15 protein-coding genes and 1 tRNA gene are annotated in these 16,534 nt (G+C 71.8%); 12 read left to right on the top strand and 4 right to left on the bottom strand.

From position 1 onward, the window contains the following. Nucleotides 1–227: 227 nt before the first annotated feature. Both FHY05_RS11710 and FHY05_RS11705 read left to right on the top strand, forming a co-directional pair. Nucleotides 228–1,070, top strand: a complete 843-nt coding sequence (locus tag FHY05_RS11710; protein WP_409321726.1) for a histone deacetylase family protein — start codon at nt 228–230, stop codon at nt 1,068–1,070. A 16-nt stretch (nt 1,071–1,086) separates the two neighbouring features. Next, nucleotides 1,087–2,457: a sugar porter family MFS transporter gene (locus FHY05_RS11705; protein ID WP_183944558.1), complete on the top strand. Its 1,371-nt coding sequence runs from the start codon at nt 1,087–1,089 to the stop codon at nt 2,455–2,457. Between the two features lie 151 nt (nt 2,458–2,608). Here FHY05_RS11705 and FHY05_RS11700 read toward each other — a convergent pair whose 3' ends face one another. Next, nucleotides 2,609–3,544, bottom strand: coding sequence for a ribose-phosphate pyrophosphokinase (locus tag FHY05_RS11700; protein WP_183930684.1), 936 nt, complete (start codon nt 3,542–3,544; stop codon nt 2,609–2,611). A gap of 80 nt (nt 3,545–3,624) precedes the next feature. On the opposite strand from FHY05_RS11700, the gene FHY05_RS11695 reads away from it, so the two are divergent. The 6 genes from FHY05_RS11695 to ribH all read left to right on the top strand — a co-directional run bounded on the left by FHY05_RS11695 (nt 3,625) and on the right by ribH (nt 8,996). Then, on the top strand, nt 3,625–4,989 hold the full coding sequence (locus FHY05_RS11695; protein ID WP_183944557.1) for a glutamate--tRNA ligase: 1,365 nt from the start codon (nt 3,625–3,627) through the stop codon (nt 4,987–4,989). Between the two features lie 17 nt (nt 4,990–5,006). Continuing rightward, nucleotides 5,007–5,354, top strand: a complete 348-nt coding sequence (locus FHY05_RS11690; RefSeq protein WP_183944556.1) for a hypothetical protein — start codon at nt 5,007–5,009, stop codon at nt 5,352–5,354. Between the two features lie 244 nt (nt 5,355–5,598). Next, nucleotides 5,599–6,546: a bifunctional diaminohydroxyphosphoribosylaminopyrimidine deaminase/5-amino-6-(5-phosphoribosylamino)uracil reductase RibD gene (ribD, locus tag FHY05_RS11685; RefSeq protein ID WP_183944555.1), complete on the top strand. Its 948-nt coding sequence runs from the start codon at nt 5,599–5,601 to the stop codon at nt 6,544–6,546. Between the two features lie 9 nt (nt 6,547–6,555). Next, nucleotides 6,556–7,179: a riboflavin synthase gene (locus FHY05_RS11680; RefSeq protein WP_183944554.1), complete on the top strand. Its 624-nt coding sequence runs from the start codon at nt 6,556–6,558 to the stop codon at nt 7,177–7,179. Continuing rightward, nucleotides 7,169–8,302: a 3,4-dihydroxy-2-butanone-4-phosphate synthase gene (ribB, locus tag FHY05_RS11675; protein WP_183944553.1), complete on the top strand. Its 1,134-nt coding sequence runs from the start codon at nt 7,169–7,171 to the stop codon at nt 8,300–8,302. The genes FHY05_RS11680 and ribB overlap by 11 nt, the downstream gene beginning before the upstream one ends. A gap of 274 nt (nt 8,303–8,576) precedes the next feature. Then, nucleotides 8,577–8,996, top strand: a complete 420-nt coding sequence (ribH, locus tag FHY05_RS11670; RefSeq protein WP_183944614.1) for a 6,7-dimethyl-8-ribityllumazine synthase — start codon at nt 8,577–8,579, stop codon at nt 8,994–8,996. 420 nt (nt 8,997–9,416) lie between these two features. On the opposite strand, the gene FHY05_RS11665 is transcribed toward ribH, so the two are convergent. The 3 genes from FHY05_RS11665 to FHY05_RS11655 all read right to left on the bottom strand — a co-directional run bounded on the left by FHY05_RS11665 (nt 9,417) and on the right by FHY05_RS11655 (nt 11,111). Next, nucleotides 9,417–10,226, bottom strand: a complete 810-nt coding sequence (locus FHY05_RS11665; RefSeq protein ID WP_183944552.1) for a DUF72 domain-containing protein — start codon at nt 10,224–10,226, stop codon at nt 9,417–9,419. A gap of 62 nt (nt 10,227–10,288) precedes the next feature. Then, complete coding sequence (locus tag FHY05_RS11660) at nt 10,289–10,966, bottom strand: HPP family protein (RefSeq protein ID WP_183944551.1); 678 nt, start codon at nt 10,964–10,966, stop codon at nt 10,289–10,291. A gap of 70 nt (nt 10,967–11,036) precedes the next feature. Further along, nucleotides 11,037–11,111, bottom strand: a tRNA-Gly gene (locus tag FHY05_RS11655). 159 nt (nt 11,112–11,270) lie between these two features. Here FHY05_RS11655 and FHY05_RS11650 point away from each other — a divergent pair. The 4 genes from FHY05_RS11650 (at nt 11,271) to FHY05_RS11635 (ending at nt 16,264) form a co-directional block, all read left to right on the top strand. Continuing rightward, nucleotides 11,271–11,981, top strand: coding sequence for a response regulator transcription factor (locus FHY05_RS11650; protein WP_183944550.1), 711 nt, complete (start codon nt 11,271–11,273; stop codon nt 11,979–11,981). A gap of 11 nt (nt 11,982–11,992) precedes the next feature. After that, nucleotides 11,993–13,306: an ATP-binding protein gene (locus FHY05_RS11645; RefSeq protein WP_183944549.1), complete on the top strand. Its 1,314-nt coding sequence runs from the start codon at nt 11,993–11,995 to the stop codon at nt 13,304–13,306. 383 nt (nt 13,307–13,689) lie between these two features. Next, entirely contained in the window at nt 13,690–15,246 is a 1,557-nt protein-coding gene (locus FHY05_RS11640) for a SulP family inorganic anion transporter (protein ID WP_183944548.1), read from the top strand. Nucleotides 15,247–15,412: 166 nt separating this feature from the next. Continuing rightward, nucleotides 15,413–16,264, top strand: coding sequence for a TorF family putative porin (locus FHY05_RS11635; protein ID WP_183944547.1), 852 nt, complete (start codon nt 15,413–15,415; stop codon nt 16,262–16,264). Nucleotides 16,265–16,534 lie beyond the last annotated feature (270 nt).

Genomic DNA, 16,534 nt, shown 5'->3' with positions numbered 1-16,534 from the left:
CCAGCTATGCCGACCCTGGTCGCCGGTGCCGCGGGTGACCTGTTGGGACGCGCCATGTCGGTGAGGCGCTTCTACGCGCCGCAGCAGGCGCTGCACGCGCCCGCGCTGGAGCTGCACAACGGTTCCTTCACCGCTTATGCCGAGGTGCCGCAGCGCGCCGCCATGATCCTTGCCGCCATCGAGGGGCGGAGCCGCCGCCCGATCGCGGCCGCGCGCCGATCGCGGCGGTGCACGACGCCGCCTATCTCGACTTCCTGCGCGACGCGCCCGCGCTGTGGCGCGCCGCGGGGCGGCCGGGCGACGCCATCCCCTACGCCTTCCCGATCGTCGGCCGGCGCCCGCTGGCGCTGTCGCGCGTCGACGCGCTGCTCGGTGCGCACGCCTTCGACGCGACCACCCCGATCACCGACCGGACCTGGGACGCCGCTTACTGGAGCGCGCAGACCGCGCTCGCCGCGACCCACGCGGTGCTGGAAGGCGAGCGCGCCGCCTTCGCGCTGTGCCGCCCGCCCGGCCACCACGCCGGGCGCGACTATTGCGGCGGCTATTGCCACGTCAACGTCGCCGCGGTGGCGGCGCAGGCGGCGCGCGACTCGGGACGGGCACGTGTCGCGGTGCTCGACATCGACTATCACCACGGCAACGGCACGCAGGACATCTTCCACGCGCGCGGCGACGTCTTCTACGCCTCGGTCCACGCCGATCCCGCGAGCGACTATCCCTTCTACTGGGGCCACGCCGACGAGCGCGGCGAGGGAGACGGCGAGGGCGCGACGCTCAACCTGCCGCTGCCGCGCGGCACCGCGCTGGCCGGGTTCCGCGCCGCGCAGGCGCGCGCGCTCGACGCGATCGCCGCCTTCGGTGCCGACGTCCTCGTGCTCAGCTTCGGCGCGGACACGTGGGAGGGCGACCCGATCAGCCACTTCCGCCTCGCCACCGCGGACTATGCGGTCCTGGCGAGCGACATCGCCGCGACCGGGCTGCCGTGCGCGATCGTGATGGAAGGCGGCTATGCGGTGGACGCGCTGGGTGCCAATGTCGCCAGCCTGCTGAGCGGGTTCGCAGGCTGAGGGAAGGACAGGACGGATGGCGGTGACGGCGACAGGCCCGGACCAATCGGGCGGCAGCGCGCCGCCGCTCAACGCCGGGCTGCTCGCCTGCATCGTCACCGCGGCGCTGGCCGGGCTGCTGTTCGGCTTCGACACCGCGGTGATCTCGGGCACGACCGTGTCGCTGACGCGCGCCTACGGGCTCGACAGCTTCTGGCTCGGCATCACCGTCTCCTCCGCGCTGTGGGGCACGCTGGTCGGTGCGCTGTTCGCGGGCATCCCGGGCGACCGTTTCGGCAGCCGCGACACGCTGCGCGTGCTCGCGCTCTTCTACGTCGCCGGCGGCATCGGCTGCGGGCTGGCGTGGAGCTGGGAATCGCTCGTCTTCTTCCGCGTGATCGCCGGGCTGGCGGTGGGCGGCTCGTCGGTGCTGGCGCCGGTCTATATCTCCGAGATCGCCCCGCCGGCGCGCCGCGGCGGGCTGGTGGCGGCGTTCCAGTTCAACATCATCCTCGGCATCCTGCTGGCATATGTGTCGAACGCGATCATCGCCGCGCTGGCGCTGGGCGCGGACGACTGGCGCTGGAAGTTCGGTGTCTCGGCCGCGCCAGCGATCGTCTTCCTGCTGCTGCTCCTGCGCATCCCGCACTCGCCGCGCTGGCTGATGGCCAAGGGTCGCGTCGCCGCGGCGCGCGACGCGCTCGCCCGCGTCGGGATGGGCGAGGAACAGGCGGAGAAGGAGCTGGCCGCGATCCACGCCGGCTTCGCCGCCAAGCCGAGCGGCGAGAAGCTGTCGTGGCGGCGCCATCGCAAGCCGATCATGCTGGCGCTGCTGGTGGCGGGCTTCAACCAGCTCTCGGGCATCAACGCGCTGCTCTATTACCTCAACGACATCTTCGCGGCGGCGGGGGGCGCCCTCTCGGCCGACGTGCAGGCGATCATCATCGGCGTCGTCAACGGCATCTTCACCGCGGTCGGCATGCTGCTGATCGACCGGCTCGGGCGCAAGACGCTGCTGATGATGGGCTCGGCGGGGATGGCGGCGAGCCTCACCATCGCGGGGCTGGCGCTCGGCGGGTCGCTGCCGGGCTGGATCGTGCTGCCCGCGCTGATCGGCTTCATCGCCTTCTTCGCGCCGAGCACGGGCGCGGTGATCTGGGTCTATATCAGCGAGGTCTTCCCCACCGCGGTGCGCGGCCGCGGCAGCGCGGTCGGCGCGTCGACGCACTGGGGGCTGGACGCGATCATCGCCGCCGCCTTCCCGACGGTGGCGGCGCTGTCGGTGAGCCTGCCCTTCTACGTCTTCGCGGCGATGATGCTGCTGCAGCTCGTCGTGGTGGCGCTCTATTTCCCCGAGACCAAGGGCGTGCCGCTCGAGGAGATGGAGCGGCGGCTGGGAGTGAGCTGAGCGCGGCGGCCGAGGCGCGTATCTGGTCTACCGTCAGCCGTGCTCCTGCGCACGCAGGAGCCCAGGGTAACGAAGGGCGACGCTCGCGGCTCTGGGCTCCTGCGTGCGCAGGAGCACGGCCTCATCCTCCGGGACGCCCTGCGCCGTTGCCTCAGTCGAACAGGCTGCTGACGCTCGACTCGTCGGCGATGCGGCGGATCGCCTCGGCCAGCAGCGGCGCGATGGTGAGGTGGCGGATCTTCGCCGCCCCGCCGATCGCCTCGTGGTTGCCGATCGAGTCGGTGATGACCAGTTCGTGCAGCGCCGAGCCCTCGACCCGCGCCACCGCGCCGCCCGAGAGCACGCCGTGGCTGACATAGGCGACCACGCCCTCCGCGCCCGCCTCGCGCAGCGCGGCGGCGGCGTTGCAGAGCGTGCCGGCCGAGTCGACGATGTCGTCGATCAGCACGCAGAAGCGCCCCTCGACGTCGCCGATGATGTTCATGACCTCGGACTCGCCCGCGCGCTCGCGGCGCTTGTCGACGATCGCGAGCGGGGCGTTGTCGAGCCGCTTCGACAGCGCGCGCGCGCGCACCACGCCGCCGACGTCGGGCGAGACCACCATCAGGTTCTTCTCGCCGAAGCGCGCGCGGATGTCCTGCGACATCACCGGCGCGCCGAACAGGTTGTCGGTGGGGATGTCGAAGAAGCCCTGGATCTGCCCGGCGTGCAGGTCGACCGAGAGGACGCGGTCGGCGCCCGCGGTGGTCAGCAGGTTGGCGACCAGCTTGGCCGAGATCGGGGTGCGCGGCCCGGGCTTACGGTCCTGCCGCGCGTAGCCGAAATAGGGGAGCACGGCGGTGATCCGCTTCGCCGACGCGCGCTTCAGCGCGTCGATCATGATCAGCAGCTCCATGAGATTGTCGTTGACCGGGTAGCTGGTCGACTGGACCACGAACACGTCCTCGCCGCGCACGTTCTCCATGATCTCGACGAAGATCTCCTCGTCGGCGAAGCGGCGCACCAGCGCCTCGGTCAGCGGCACCTCGAGATAGTCCGAGATCGCGCGCGCCAGCGGCAGGTTGGAATTGCCGGTCATCAATTTCATCGAGAACACCCTTTCACGCCCGTTGCTCTAGGCTGGGGGGCTGGCGAGGGAAAGGGGCGGCGCGTAAGCGCGGGCGGGCCATGACCAGCCCTTCCTCCCCCGTCGTCACCCGCTTCGCGCCGTCGCCGACCGGCCGGCTCCACGTCGGCAACATCCGCACCGCGCTGCACAGCTGGATGCTGGCGCGGCGCGACGGCGGCCGCTTCGTGCTGCGCATCGACGATACCGACGCCGAGCGCAGCGAGGAGCGCTTCGTCGACTCGATCCGCGCCGACCTCGCCTGGCTCGGGCTCGTGGCCGACCAGGAGGTGCGCCAGTCGGAGCGGTTCGCGCTCTACCAGGCGCGCTTCGACGCGCTGGTCGCGGCGGGGCGGATCTACCCGGCCTATGAGAGCGCGCAGGAGCTGGACCTCAGGCGCAAGGTGCTGCTCGGCCGCGGTCTGCCGCCGGTATACGACCGCGCCGCGCTGCGCCTCACCGACACCGAGCGGACGCGGCTGGAGGCAGACGGCGTGCGCCCGCACTGGCGCTTCAAGCTCGACCACGAGTCGGCGATCGAATGGGACGATCTGGTGCGCGGGCCGCAGCGCTTCGATCCCGCGACGATGAGCGACCCGGTGGTGCGCCGCGCCGACGGCTCGTGGCTCTACATGCTGCCCTCGGCGATCGACGACGCCGACCTCGGGATCACGCACGTCGTGCGCGGCGAGGATCATGTCTCGAACACCGCGCTGCAGCTGCAGATGTTCGCGGCGATGGGGGCGCCCGCGCCCGCCTTCGCGCACGCCGCGCTGCTGACCGGGAGCGAGGGCAAATTGTCGAAGCGGCTCGGCTCGCTCGGGGTCGATCATTTCCGCGAGGGCGGGATCGAGCCGGCCGCGGTGCTGTCACTGCTGGCGCGGATCGGCACCAGCCAGCCGGTCGAGCCGCTCGCCGACCCGGCGCCGCTGATCGAGTCGCTCGACTTCGCGCAGTTCGGCCGCGCGCCGGCGCGGTTCGACGAGGCCGAGCTGGCGCAGGTGAGCGCGCGGATCGTCCACCAGCTGCCGTTCGCCGCCGTCGCCGAACGGCTGCCTTCGGGGATGGACGCCGCGGCGTGGGTTGCGGTGCGGCCCAACCTCGCCACCGTCGCCGAGGCGGCGGACTGGTGGGGCGTGATCGAGGGACCGATCGACCCGCCCGCCGCCGCCGAGGACGGCGCCTATCTCGCCCGGGCCGCCGCCGCGGCGCGCGCGATCGACTGGGCGGGCGACCCGTGGCACGCGCTCACCGCCCGCCTCAAGGAGGAGAGCGGGCGCAAGGGCAAGCCGCTGTTCCTGCCGCTGCGCCGCGCGCTGACCGGGCGCGACCACGGCCCCGACATGGCCGCGCTGCTGCCGCTGATCGGGCGCGACCGCGCGCTGGCGCGGCTCGACGCCGCGGCGGACTCGAACCGGAGCGGCTGAGGCCCTATATCCACGCGATGCAGTTCTTCGCCCGACTGTCGCCGCTGCGCGCCGCGCGCGACCTCCGCTTCTTCTTCCACACGCGCGAGCGCTACGAATGGGGGTTCCTCGCGCTGTCGGTCGCGATCACCGGCTTCCTCGTCTGGGCGTTCTTCCACGATTCGTACTTCGAGAAGGAATATAAGCCCAACATCATCTACTTCGAGCAGTGGAAGCTGGATCGCACCGACGCCCAGATCATCGCGCAGCAGCAAATCGACCAGGCCAAGCGCGAGATCGCCGAGCGCGAGCAGCGCGCGCGCGAGGAGAAGCTGCGCCAGGGCTTCAAGCGGCTCGACGACAAGCTCAACGCGATGGGGATCTGAGCTGAGCAAGGCCGGCGCCGAGATGCGTGGAAGGTGCGGCTGGGCCGCTGAACTCGCTGCCGCCCCGGCGAACGCCAGGGCCCAGGTGGGAGGGCCGTCGTGAGACTCATCACCGCCGCCCAGCCGGACCCCGGCGTTCGCCGAAGTGGTGCAGGAGATGGCGCCGAACCCGATAGAAGCTCCTGTCGCTGATCGCTTGCCGCGCATGTCATCTCCAACACTCCCCGCCGCCGATCCCCGCTGGATGGCCGCCGCGCTCGCGCTGTCCGAGCGGACTCGCGCGCGCACCTATCCCAACCCGAACGTCGGCTGCGTCCTCGTCCGCGACGGGGCGGTGGTCGGGCGCGGCTGGACCCAGCCCGGCGGCCGCCCGCACGCCGAGGCGATGGCGCTCGACCAGGCGGGGGAGCGCGCGCGCGGCGCCACGGCTTATGTCACGCTCGAGCCCTGCGCCCACGCCAGCCCGCGCGGCCCCGCCTGCGCCGACCTGCTCGTCGCGGCGGGGATCGCGCGCGCGGCGGTGGCGCTCGGCGACCCCGACCCGCGCACCGACGGCAGCGGCATCGCGCGGCTGCGCGCCGCTGGGATCGCGGTCGACGTCGGCATAGGCGCGGACGCGGCGCGGCGCGCGATGGCGGGCTTCCTCGCGCGGCGCGCGCTGCGACGGCCGCACGTCACGCTCAAGCTGGCCCTGTCGCTCGACGGCGCCGCGGCGATGGCGGACGGGCGCAGCCAGTGGATCACCGGGCCGGAGGCGCGCGCGCACGCGCATCTCGAGCGCGCGCGCCACGAGGCGATCCTGGTCGGCCGCGGCACCTGGGAGGCGGACCGGCCGCGGCTCGACGTGCGGCTCGCGGGGCTGGAAGGCCGGACGCCGCTCCGGGTGGTGCTGTCGGCTGGGGCGGCGGCCGCGGGAGAGGGTGACTGGCGCTGGATCAACTCCCCCGCGCAGATCGACTCGCTCCCCGCCGACCACCTGCTCGTCGAGGGCGGCGCGCGCACCGCCGCGGCCTTCCTGCGCGCCGACCTGGTCGATCGCCTGCTGCTCTACCGCGCGCCGATCCTGATCGGCGGCGGGCGCACGCTGCCGGACATCGGGCTCGCCGCGCTCGGCGACGCGCACGCGCGCTGGCGGCTCGCCGACTCGCGCCAGCTTGGCAGCGATCGGCTCGAAGTCTACGAGCGCGGCTGAGAGGTCATCATGTTCACCGGCATCGTCTCCGACATCGGCACCATCCGCCAGATCGCGCAGCGCGGCGACACGCGCGCGGTGATCGACACCGCCTATGACGTCGCCACGATCGAGCTGGGCGCGTCGATCGCCTGCTCGGGCGTGTGCCTCACCGTGGTCGACAAGGCGCCGCACGACAGCGGCACCGGCGGCTGGTTCGCGGTCGACGTCTCGCACGAGACGCGCAGCCGCACCGCCCCGGCGCAATGGGCGGAGGGACGCAGCCTCAACCTCGAACGCGCGATGAAGCTGGGCGACGAGCTCGGCGGGCATATCGTCACCGGCCATGTCGACGGCGTCGCGACGGTGGAGGCGATCACCGCCGACGGCGACTCGCGCCGCATCGCCCTGCGCGTGCCGGGCGAGCTCGCCCCTTTCCTCGCCGCCAAGGGTTCGGTGACGGTCGACGGCGTCTCGCTCACCGTCAACGCGGTGGAGGATCTGGCCGACGGCACGCGCTTCACCGTCAACCTGATCCCGCATACCCAGGCGGTCACCACGCTCGGCGCGCTGGAGCAGGGTCAGGCGGTCAACATCGAGATCGACGTGCTCGCGCGTTATCTCCAGCGGATGGAGCATTATCGTGGTCGCTGAGCCCGCGGCGCTGGCGCGGCTGCGCCACGGCTATCTCTCCTCGCCCGAGGAACTGATCGACGAGGCGCGCAATGGCCGGATGTTCATCCTGGTCGATGACGAGGACCGCGAGAACGAGGGCGATCTCGTCATCCCCGCGCAGATGGCGACGCCCGAGAAGATCAACTTCATGGCCAAGTACGGCCGCGGGCTGATCTGCCTCGCGCTCACCAAGCCGCGCGTCGAGCAGCTCGGGCTCGACCTGATGAGCCGCAACAACGGCACCCGCCACGAGACCGCCTTCACCGTGTCGATCGAGGCGAGGGACGGCGTCACCACCGGCATTTCCGCGGCCGACCGCGCGCGCACGATCGCGGTGGCGATCGACTCGACCAAGGCGCGCGACGACATCGTCACCCCCGGCCACGTCTTCCCGCTGGTGGCGCGCGACGGCGGCGTGCTGGTGCGCGCCGGCCATACCGAGGCCGCGGTCGACGTCGCGCGGCTCGCCGGGCTCAACCCCTCGGGCGTGATCTGCGAGATCATGAACGAGGACGGGACGATGGCGCGGCTCGACGATCTCGTCACCTTCGCGCAGTTCCACCATCTCAAGATCGGCACGATCCGCGACCTGATCGCCTATCGCCGCCGCCACGACCATCTCGTCGAGCTGGTCAGCGAGGCGCCCTTCACCAGCCGCTGGGGCGGCGACTGGACGGTGCGCGCCTATCGCAATAAGGCGACCGGCACCGAGCAGGTCGCCCTGGTCAAGGGCCGCGTCGACCCGAGCAAGCCGACCTTGGTGCGGATGCACGCGCTGTCTCCCTTCGCCGACATGTTCGGCGAGGACAGCCAGCGCAGCCACCTGCTGTCGCGCTCGATGGAGCTCATCGGCTCGGCCGGCGCGGGGGTGATCGTGGTGATCAACCGCCAGCGCGCCGACGCTTTCACCACCGCGGTGCGGATGAAGGCGGGCGAGGCGGTGACGGTCGATATGGAGGAACTGCGCGACTATGGCGTCGGCGCGATGATCCTGGCCGAGCTCGGCGTCCACGACATGGTGCTGCTCACCAACACGCACCACACGCTGGTCGGGCTCGACGGCTACGGCCTGTCGATCGTCGGCGAGCGCGAGATCGACTGAGGGGTGGGCATGGGATCGTCGGTGATGCCTGTCCCACTCCTCTCCTCGTCATCCCCGCGAAGGCGGGGATCGAGACGCGCTGACGGGTTCGGTGATGAGCGGCGCTCGCGGCACAGCTCTACGACACGCCAGCGACGCGGCTGAGGCAAGAGGCGCGAGGGCAATGCGTCTGGATCCCCGCCTCCGCGGGGATGGCGGGAGGCCGGGAGGCCGGCGCGCTCCAGCTTCGGCAGACACGGCCACATGATTGAACGACCACACCGAGGAGACCAGCATGGCGCATATCCTGATCGTCGAGGCGCGCTTCTACGACCATCTCAACGACCTGCTGGTGGCCGGCGCGCGCGGCGCGATCGAGGCGGCGGGGCATAGCTGCGAGGTGCTCACCGTGCCCGGCGCACTCGAGCTGCCCGGCGCCATCGCCCTGGCCTCCGAGCGCGGGCGTTGGGACGCCTTCGTCGCGCTCGGCGTCGTGATCCGCGGCGAGACCTATCATTTCGAGATCGTCGCCAACGAGAGCGCGCGCGGCATCATGGCGCTGACCATGGACGGCGTGGCGATCGGCAACGGCGTGCTCACCACCGAGGACGAGGCGCAGGCGATCGCGCGCGCCGATCCGGCGCAGCTCGACAAGGGCGGCGCCGCGGCCAAGGCGGCGCTGGCGCTGCTCGATCTGCGCGACCGGCTCGGCTGAGCGGGACCGCAGGTCTGTCCTACAATCGGCGGGCGCGGCTATCGTCCGGTCTTAATCGTCGGGACCGACGCGTACTCCTGCGAACGCAGGAGCTCAGAGCCACGAGCTTCGTCCTCTCGGCCCTGGGCTCCGGCGTCCGCCGGAGCACGGATCGGCTCGGGTGGATCGGAGTGCAGGATGCCCGTATGCTCGCTGGCGTTGCCGGTCGATCGCCTGCCGTGCTCTCGTCGGCACGCGTGCCACCGACTCAACATTCGCACCATTCGCGTGCCCAGGGCGGCGCGCGGGCATTGTTCACGGCGCAGGCGAGACCGCCTGCTGACTCAACATTCGCGGCATTCACCCGCACCGGTCGCCGCGCTGACGCGGCGCGCGCCGCGAGCGAACCCGCGCAGCGACTCAACATTCGCAACATTCGCGCTACGCCGGCGTCCACCCCAGCCGCGCGAGCAGCGCCATCGCGGCGTGCGGCGCGCGCACCTTGGCGCCGTTGATCATGAACACGAACGTGTCGCGCGGCCGCACCGGCGCGGGCTCGGCGACATAGGGCAGCCCGTCGGGGCTCTTCCCTGCCGCCCAGTCGCGCGCCACCGTCGCCCAGCGATCGAGCGCGTCCGGCGCATAGCCCGCCGGCTCCTCCTCGCGCGCGTCCTCGAGTCGGGCGTAGACGAAGTCGCCCGAGACGTCGGCGAGCGCGGGATAGTCGGACGAGTCGCCGTAGACGATCGCCACCCCGGCGGCGCGGCACAGCGCGGCGAACCCGGGCACCGCGAAGGACTCGTGCCGCACCTGGATGGCGTGGCGCAGCGCGACGCCGTCCTGCTTCGGCGGCAGCAGCGCGAGAAAGGCGCGCAGGTCGTCGGGGTCGAACCTCCGGGTCGCCGCCATCTGCCACAGGATCGGACCGAGCTTGTCACCCAGCTCGGTGATCCCCTGGCCGACGAAGCGCTGCACCGACTCGCCCGCCTCGGCCAGCACCTTGCGGGTGACGCAGTAGCGCGACGCCTTGAGCGCGAAGACGAAGCCGTCGGGCGTGCTCTCGCGCCAGGTCGCGAAGGTGGCCGGCTTGAACGAGGAATAGAAAGTGCCGTTCACCTCGATCGCACTGACGTGGCGGCTGGCATAGTCGAGCTCGCGCTTATGCGGGCATCCCTCGGGATAGAAGGTGCCGCGCCACGGCTCGTAGGTCCAGCCGCCGATGCCGACTCGGATGTTCGCCTCGTTCGTCATGACCACCGGGGTGCCGCCTGCGGCGCGCGCTGTCCACCGCCGGCGACGCCGCGGGGGCCGCGCTACCGTCGTGTCGGCGGTGTCGCGCGGCGACGCACGGCGTGCCACTCGGCGCGCGTGAGCAAGGCGTCGAGGTCGGCCGGCGCGATGTCGAACGTCTCGTGCAGATCGGCCAGCGCGGCGTCGATGTCGGCGGCGTGGAGCCCGGCCGCCACCGGGGCGGCGGCGCGATGCGGATAGGAGCGCGCTGTGACACGGTGGAACAGCAGCCCCGCGCCGACCAGCGTCAGCGAGTTGAGCGCGACCGGCAACAGCGCGAAGGCGAAGCCCGCGGCATGAACCGCCGGTCCGCCGATCACCGCGGTGAGCGCGGCGGCACCGCCGGGCGGGTGAAGGCAGCGCAGCAGCGACATGACCAGGATCGCGCTGCCCGCCGCCACGCCCGCGGCGAGCGCGGTGCCGGGGACGAGCCGATACACCGCCACGCCGACCAGCGCGGAGAGCGTGTTGCCGCCGATCACCGGCCAGGGCTGCGCCAGCGGGCTCGCCGGCACCGCGAACACCAGCACCGCCGAGGCGCCCAGCGGCGCGACGATCAACGGCAGGTCGGCGCGCTCCAGCGGCAGCGCGGCGCAGACCAGCGCGGTGAGCGCGATGCCGACCGCGGCGCCCAGGCAGGCGATCAGCCGCTCGCGGAAGTGCGCGCCGGAGAGCAGGGGTTTGAAGAGACGAAGCGGCATGCCGCGCCTGTGCCGAGGCTCGTACCGCGCGTCAACGCACCGACGATGATGAGAGAGCCGGGAAACCGACTGGAGCGGGCGAAGGGATTCGAACCCTCGACCCCAACCTTGGCAAGGTTGTGCTCTACCCCTGAGCTACGCCCGCTCTGGCGCCTGTGCCGTCCTCGTGGTGAGGACCGGCTGGGTGAGGCGCGGCCACTAGCAGCGGCCCCGGAGCCCCGCAACAGCTTTTTACACGGCGCCGCATTTTTCTGCCGCACGCGCGAATTGACCCCGATCAGCCCGGACCTTAGGTCCCGCTGGCATGACCGCTCCAACGATCCTGCTCGTCGAGGACGATCCCTCGCTCCGCATGCTCACCGCGCGCGCGTTGCAGGAGAACGGCTTCGCGGTGCGCCCCGCCTCCGCCGCGCCCGAGATGTGGCTCGCGCTCGACTCCGGGCCGGTGGACCTCGTCCTCCTCGACATCATGCTGCCCGGCACCAGCGGGATCGACCTGTGCCGCGCGCTGCGCCAGAAGAGCGACGTGCCGATCATCTTCATGTCGGCGCGCGCCAGCGAGACCGACCGCGTCGTCGGGCTCGAGCTGGGCGCGGACGATTATATCGCCAAGCCGTTCGGCACGCGCGAGCTGGTGGCGCGGGTGCGGGCGGTGCTGCGCCGCCCCGCGCTCGACCGCCGTGCCGGCGCGGGCGACCAGGGCATGCTGACCTTCGACGGCTGGACGATCAACCTGCCGCGGCGCGAGCTCAGCTCGCCGAGCGGCGCGATCGTGGACCTCACCGGCGCCGAGTTCGATCTGCTCGTCGTGCTCGCCGACCATGCCCAGCGCGTGATCGCGCGCGAGCGGCTGATCGAGCTCAGCCGCACCCGGCTCGGTGACAGTTCGGACCGCTCGATCGACGTGCTTATCAGCCGGCTGCGGCGCAAGCTCGGCAGCGCGGGGGCGCCCGCGCCGATCGTGACGGTGCGCGGCGTCGGCTATATGCTCAACGCCCCGGTCGAGCGCGGCTGACCCGCGCGCGCATGCGCTCGCTGCGCCGCCCAGCACTCGGCCTGCTCGGCCAGGTGGTGGCGATCCTGCTGCTCACCCTTGTGATCGAGTTCGGCGCGAGCACCCTGCTGTACGAGCGCGCGAGCCGCTTCGCGGTGCGCGACGACGAGGCCAACCGACTCGCCGAGCATCTCGTCATCAGCCGTCGCCTGCTCGCCGAGCGCCCGGCGACGCAGCGCGAGCGCATGGCGGCCGAGCTCACCACCGACCGCTACGCGCTGCGCTGGAGCGAGGCGCTGCCCCCGCCGCCGCCGATCGCCCCAGCGCTCGACGAGATGCAGCGCCAGGTGCTCGAGTGGGAGCCGTCGCTCGCGGCGACGGACCTGCGGTTGCGCATCCAGACGCCGGGGCGCCACTCCGTGGTGACCGGCGGGCTGCGGCTACCCGACGGCAGCTGGCTGTATTTCCGCACGCTCGAGCCGGTCGCGACGATCAACCTCGCGTTCGAGCGGATCGCGCTGGCGATGGTGCCCGCGATCGCGCTGATGGTGCTCGGCGGGATCCTGCTGCGCCGCGTGCTGCTGCCGCTGCGCCGGCTCGCCGCCGCGGCCGAGCGGGTCGGGCACGGCGAGGTCGTCCCCGTCGAGGAGGACGGGCCGGGCGAGGTGCGCCGCGTCATCGGCGCGTTCAACCGCATGCAGGACCGCATCCAGGCGCTGATCGTCGGGCGGACGCAGGCGCTCGCCGCGGTCGGGCACGACCTCCGCACGCCGCTGGCCCGGCTCCACCTGCGCACCGAGTCGCTGCCGCACGTCGAGGCGCGCGAGGCGATCGCGCACGACGTCGCCGAGATGGAGGCGATGATCACCTCGCTGCTCGCGTTCCTCGGCGGCGAGGCCGAGCCCGAGCCCGCGAGCGTGGTCGACCTGGCGGTGATGTGTGCCACCGTGATCGACGACGCGCAGGACCGCGGGGCGGACGCCGAGTATGACGGGCCGGATCACTGCGAGTGGAGCGTGCGCCGGCTCGGCTTCAAGCGGGCGTTGGTCAACCTGGTGGAGAACGCGCTCCACTACGGCGAGCGGGTGCGGCTGAGGCTGCTGCCCGGCGGAGCGACGCTGACGATCCGTGTCGAGGACGACGGTCCGGGCATCCCCGACGACCAGCTCACGCGCGTGCTCGAGCCCTTCGTCCGACTCGACCCGGCGCGCGGGCGCGACACGGTGGGGTTCGGGCTCGGACTGTCGATCGTCCAGCTCGCGGTCGCCGCCGAGGGTGGGACGCTGACGCTGTCGAACCGCCCGCAGGGGGGGCTCCGCGCCGAGATCGCGCTGCCGTCGCGCTGAGCCGCCCGCTGAGCCACGAGCCTGTTCTCCGATCCTGCCGGGCTCGCTCGACATGTGCGTCATCCTGAACGCGTCCCAGGATCCACTGCCCCGCGCGCTCGTCGGCGGGAGGCGCTCGCCGCACCGCGGATCCCGAGCCGAGTTCAGGATGATGTCCGGAGAGCAGCCGCGCGGCGCCAGGCGACGCCGCCGACACACCCGCCCGTCCGAGCAACACAACGACACGCCGCGGTCGAACGCGGGACACCGCGCCACGCTACTCCCTGGACGATTATTCATCGGGAGGTTGCCGCCGTGGACGACGCCAGCGGACGCGTGTTCAGTCGAGAGGTCACGGCGTCTCAGCCGGTCCTCGTCCCCGCCCAGCGCGCGGTCGCGGCGTGATGGCGAGCCTTGTCGCACCGGCCGCCCCGGCCGTCGCTCGCCCCGGAGTCTCGGTGCCGTCGGTCCGCTTGCTGGGGCGCGACCTCACCGCCTCGATCGTCGTCTTCCTCGTCGCGATGCCGTTGTGCATGGGGATCGCGATCGCCTCGGGCGTGCCGGCGGAGAAGGGACTGATCACCGGCATCATCGGCGGCATCGTCGTCGGCGCGATCGCCGGCTCGCCGCTCCAGGTCAGCGGCCCCGCGGCGGGCCTCGCGGTGATCGTCTACGAGCTGGTGCGTGACCAGGGGATCGGCGCGCTCGGCCCGATCCTGATCCTCGCCGGCCTGGTCCAGTTCGCTGCCGGGGTGTTCCGGCTCGGCGGCTGGTTCAAGGCGATCTCGCCCGCGGTGGTACATGGCATGCTGGCCGGCATCGGCGTGCTGATCGTGGTCGGCCAGTTCCACGTGCTGTTCGATCACCGCCCGCTGCCCAGCGGCCTGCAGAATCTCGCCGCCGCGCCGGGGCGGCTGTTTGGCCTATCGAGCAACCTGCAGGCGACCGAGTTCGCCTTCGCGATCGGCGTGGCGACGATCCTCGCGATGCTCGGTTGGGAGAAGTTCCGGCCGAAGGCGCTGCGGCTGCTGCCGGGCGCGCTGGTCGGCGTCGTCGTCGGCACGTTGCTGTCGCTGACGCTGGGGCTCGAGGTCGCGCGCGTCCAGGTGCCCGCCTCGATCATCGGCGCGATCGCGCCGCCGAGCGCCTCGGCGCTGGCGAGCTGGCTCAATCCCTCGATCCTCGCCGCGGCGCTGGCGATCGCCTTCATCGCCTCGGCCGAGACGTTGCTGTCCGCCGCCGCGGTCGACAAGATGCACGACGGCGTCCGCACCGACTACAACAAGGAGCTGCGCGCGCAGGGCGTCGGCAACCTGCTGTGCGGTCTCGCCGGCGCGCTGCCGATGACGGGCGTGATCGTGCGCAGCTCGGCCAACGTCCAGGCGCAGGCGGCGACGCGCCTGTCGTCGATGCTGCACGGCGTGTGGATCCTCGGCTTCGTCGCCGCGCTGCCGTTCGTGCTGACCGCGATCCCGATGGCGGCGCTGGGCGCGGTGCTGGTGGTGACCGGGGTGCGGCTGGTGAGCGTCAAGCACGCCACGCACCTGTTCCGCGACTATGGTGCGCTGCCGGTGCTGATCTGGGCGGCGACCCTGGTCACGGTGGTGACGACCGACCTGCTCACCGGCGTGCTGGTCGGGATCGGGCTGACGATGCTCGAGCTGGTGCCGCACCTGCGCCGGCTTCGCCTCAAGGTGTTCGAGGCGAGCGACGGCGAGTCGCACGCGATCACGCTCGACGGCACCGCGACCTTCGTGACGCTGCCCCGACTGTCCGAGACGCTCGACCGCGTGCCAGCCGGCACCAACGTGCGGATCGATGCGTCGCGCCTCGACGCGGTCGATCACACCAGCGCCGAGATGCTGCGCGACTGGTTCCAGCGCCGCCGCGCCGCCGGCGCCACGGTGGAGATCACGGGCGCCCGTGGCAGGATCGCCACACTCGCGGACGATCGGCACTGAGCAGGCGCAGCAGCATCTTTTGACATCAACCAGAAATGATCGGGCAACAAAGCCCGAATACGTCGGGAGGGTGGCTTAGCGGCTGCCCTCCCGACGCCTCTCGAGGCGCGGGGGAGAGCGAGCCCGGGTCACGAGCAGGAGGAGCCTCTGCCACAAGGGAGGTTCCATGAACTATCATCTTCGTCTCGCCGCCGCGCTGCTCGGCGCCGGCCTCGCCGTTCCCGCCGCCGCGCAGGACACCGCACCGCCCAAGCCCGTCACCGTCTCCGGCTCGGTCGGCCTCGTCAGCGACTATCGCTTCCGCGGCGTGTCGCAGTCCGACGAGAACCTCGCGGTGCAGGGCGGCTTCACCATCGCGCACGAGAGCGGCGTGTACATCGGCACCTGGGGTTCGAACCTGGCCGGCTGGGGCACCTTCGGCGGCGCCAACATGGAGCTCGACCTGATCGCGGGCTACAAGTTCCCGGTGGGCGGCGGCACGCTCGACGTCGGCGCCACCTGGTATATGTACCCGGGCGGCTTCGACAACACCGACTTCATCGAGCCCTATGCCAAGCTGTCGGGCACGCTGGGGCCCGCCTCGCTGACCGCCGGCGTCGCCTATGCGCCTAAGCAGGAGGCGCTCGGCTCGTGGTATCTCTACGGCACCTCGGCGGCGAACGGCGTCTATGATCGACCCGGCGACAAGAACGACAATCTCTACGTCTGGGGCGACGTCGCCGCGGCGATCCCGAACACCGGGCTGACCGCCAAGGCGCATATCGGCGCCTCCAAGGGCAACAAGGGGCTCGGGCCGTTCGCCACCAGCGTTGCGCCGACCGGCGAGTACGTCGACTGGATGCTCGGTGCCGACTACGCGATCCCGACCACGCCGCTGACCCTTGGTGTGGCCTATATCGACACCAACATCTCCGAGCGCGAGGCGGCTTATCTCCAGCCGAGCTTCAGCAAGGGGCAGGACGGCACCGGCACGATCGCGGGAAGCACCGTGGTGGTGTCGCTGACAGCGGCGTTCTGAGGGCGAGAGCGCGGTTCAGTCGAGGGCGTCATCCTGAACTCGGTAGAGGATCCACCGTCGCGCGCACTCCGATCGAGAGGCGTTCGCGTCACCGTAGATCCTGAAGCGGGTTCAGGATGGCGCAGCAGAAGGAACAGACCTCTCACGCTCCTCCGACCGAGTCCAAAGCTCGTCGGGACAGAACGAGCGCCGCTCAACGCGCCCGCCGTGCCCCAGGGGGTTTGTATCCCCAGCGGCCTTCCCACATAAGGGCCCCCAGCAATCGCAGGA

It is taken from the genome of Sphingomonas sp. BK580, from assembly GCF_014194975.1.
GTDB lineage: Bacteria > Pseudomonadota > Alphaproteobacteria > Sphingomonadales > Sphingomonadaceae > Sphingomonas.
The sequence above is the reverse complement of the archived record's forward strand: the minus strand, read 5'-3'. Positions and strand labels throughout refer to the sequence as shown.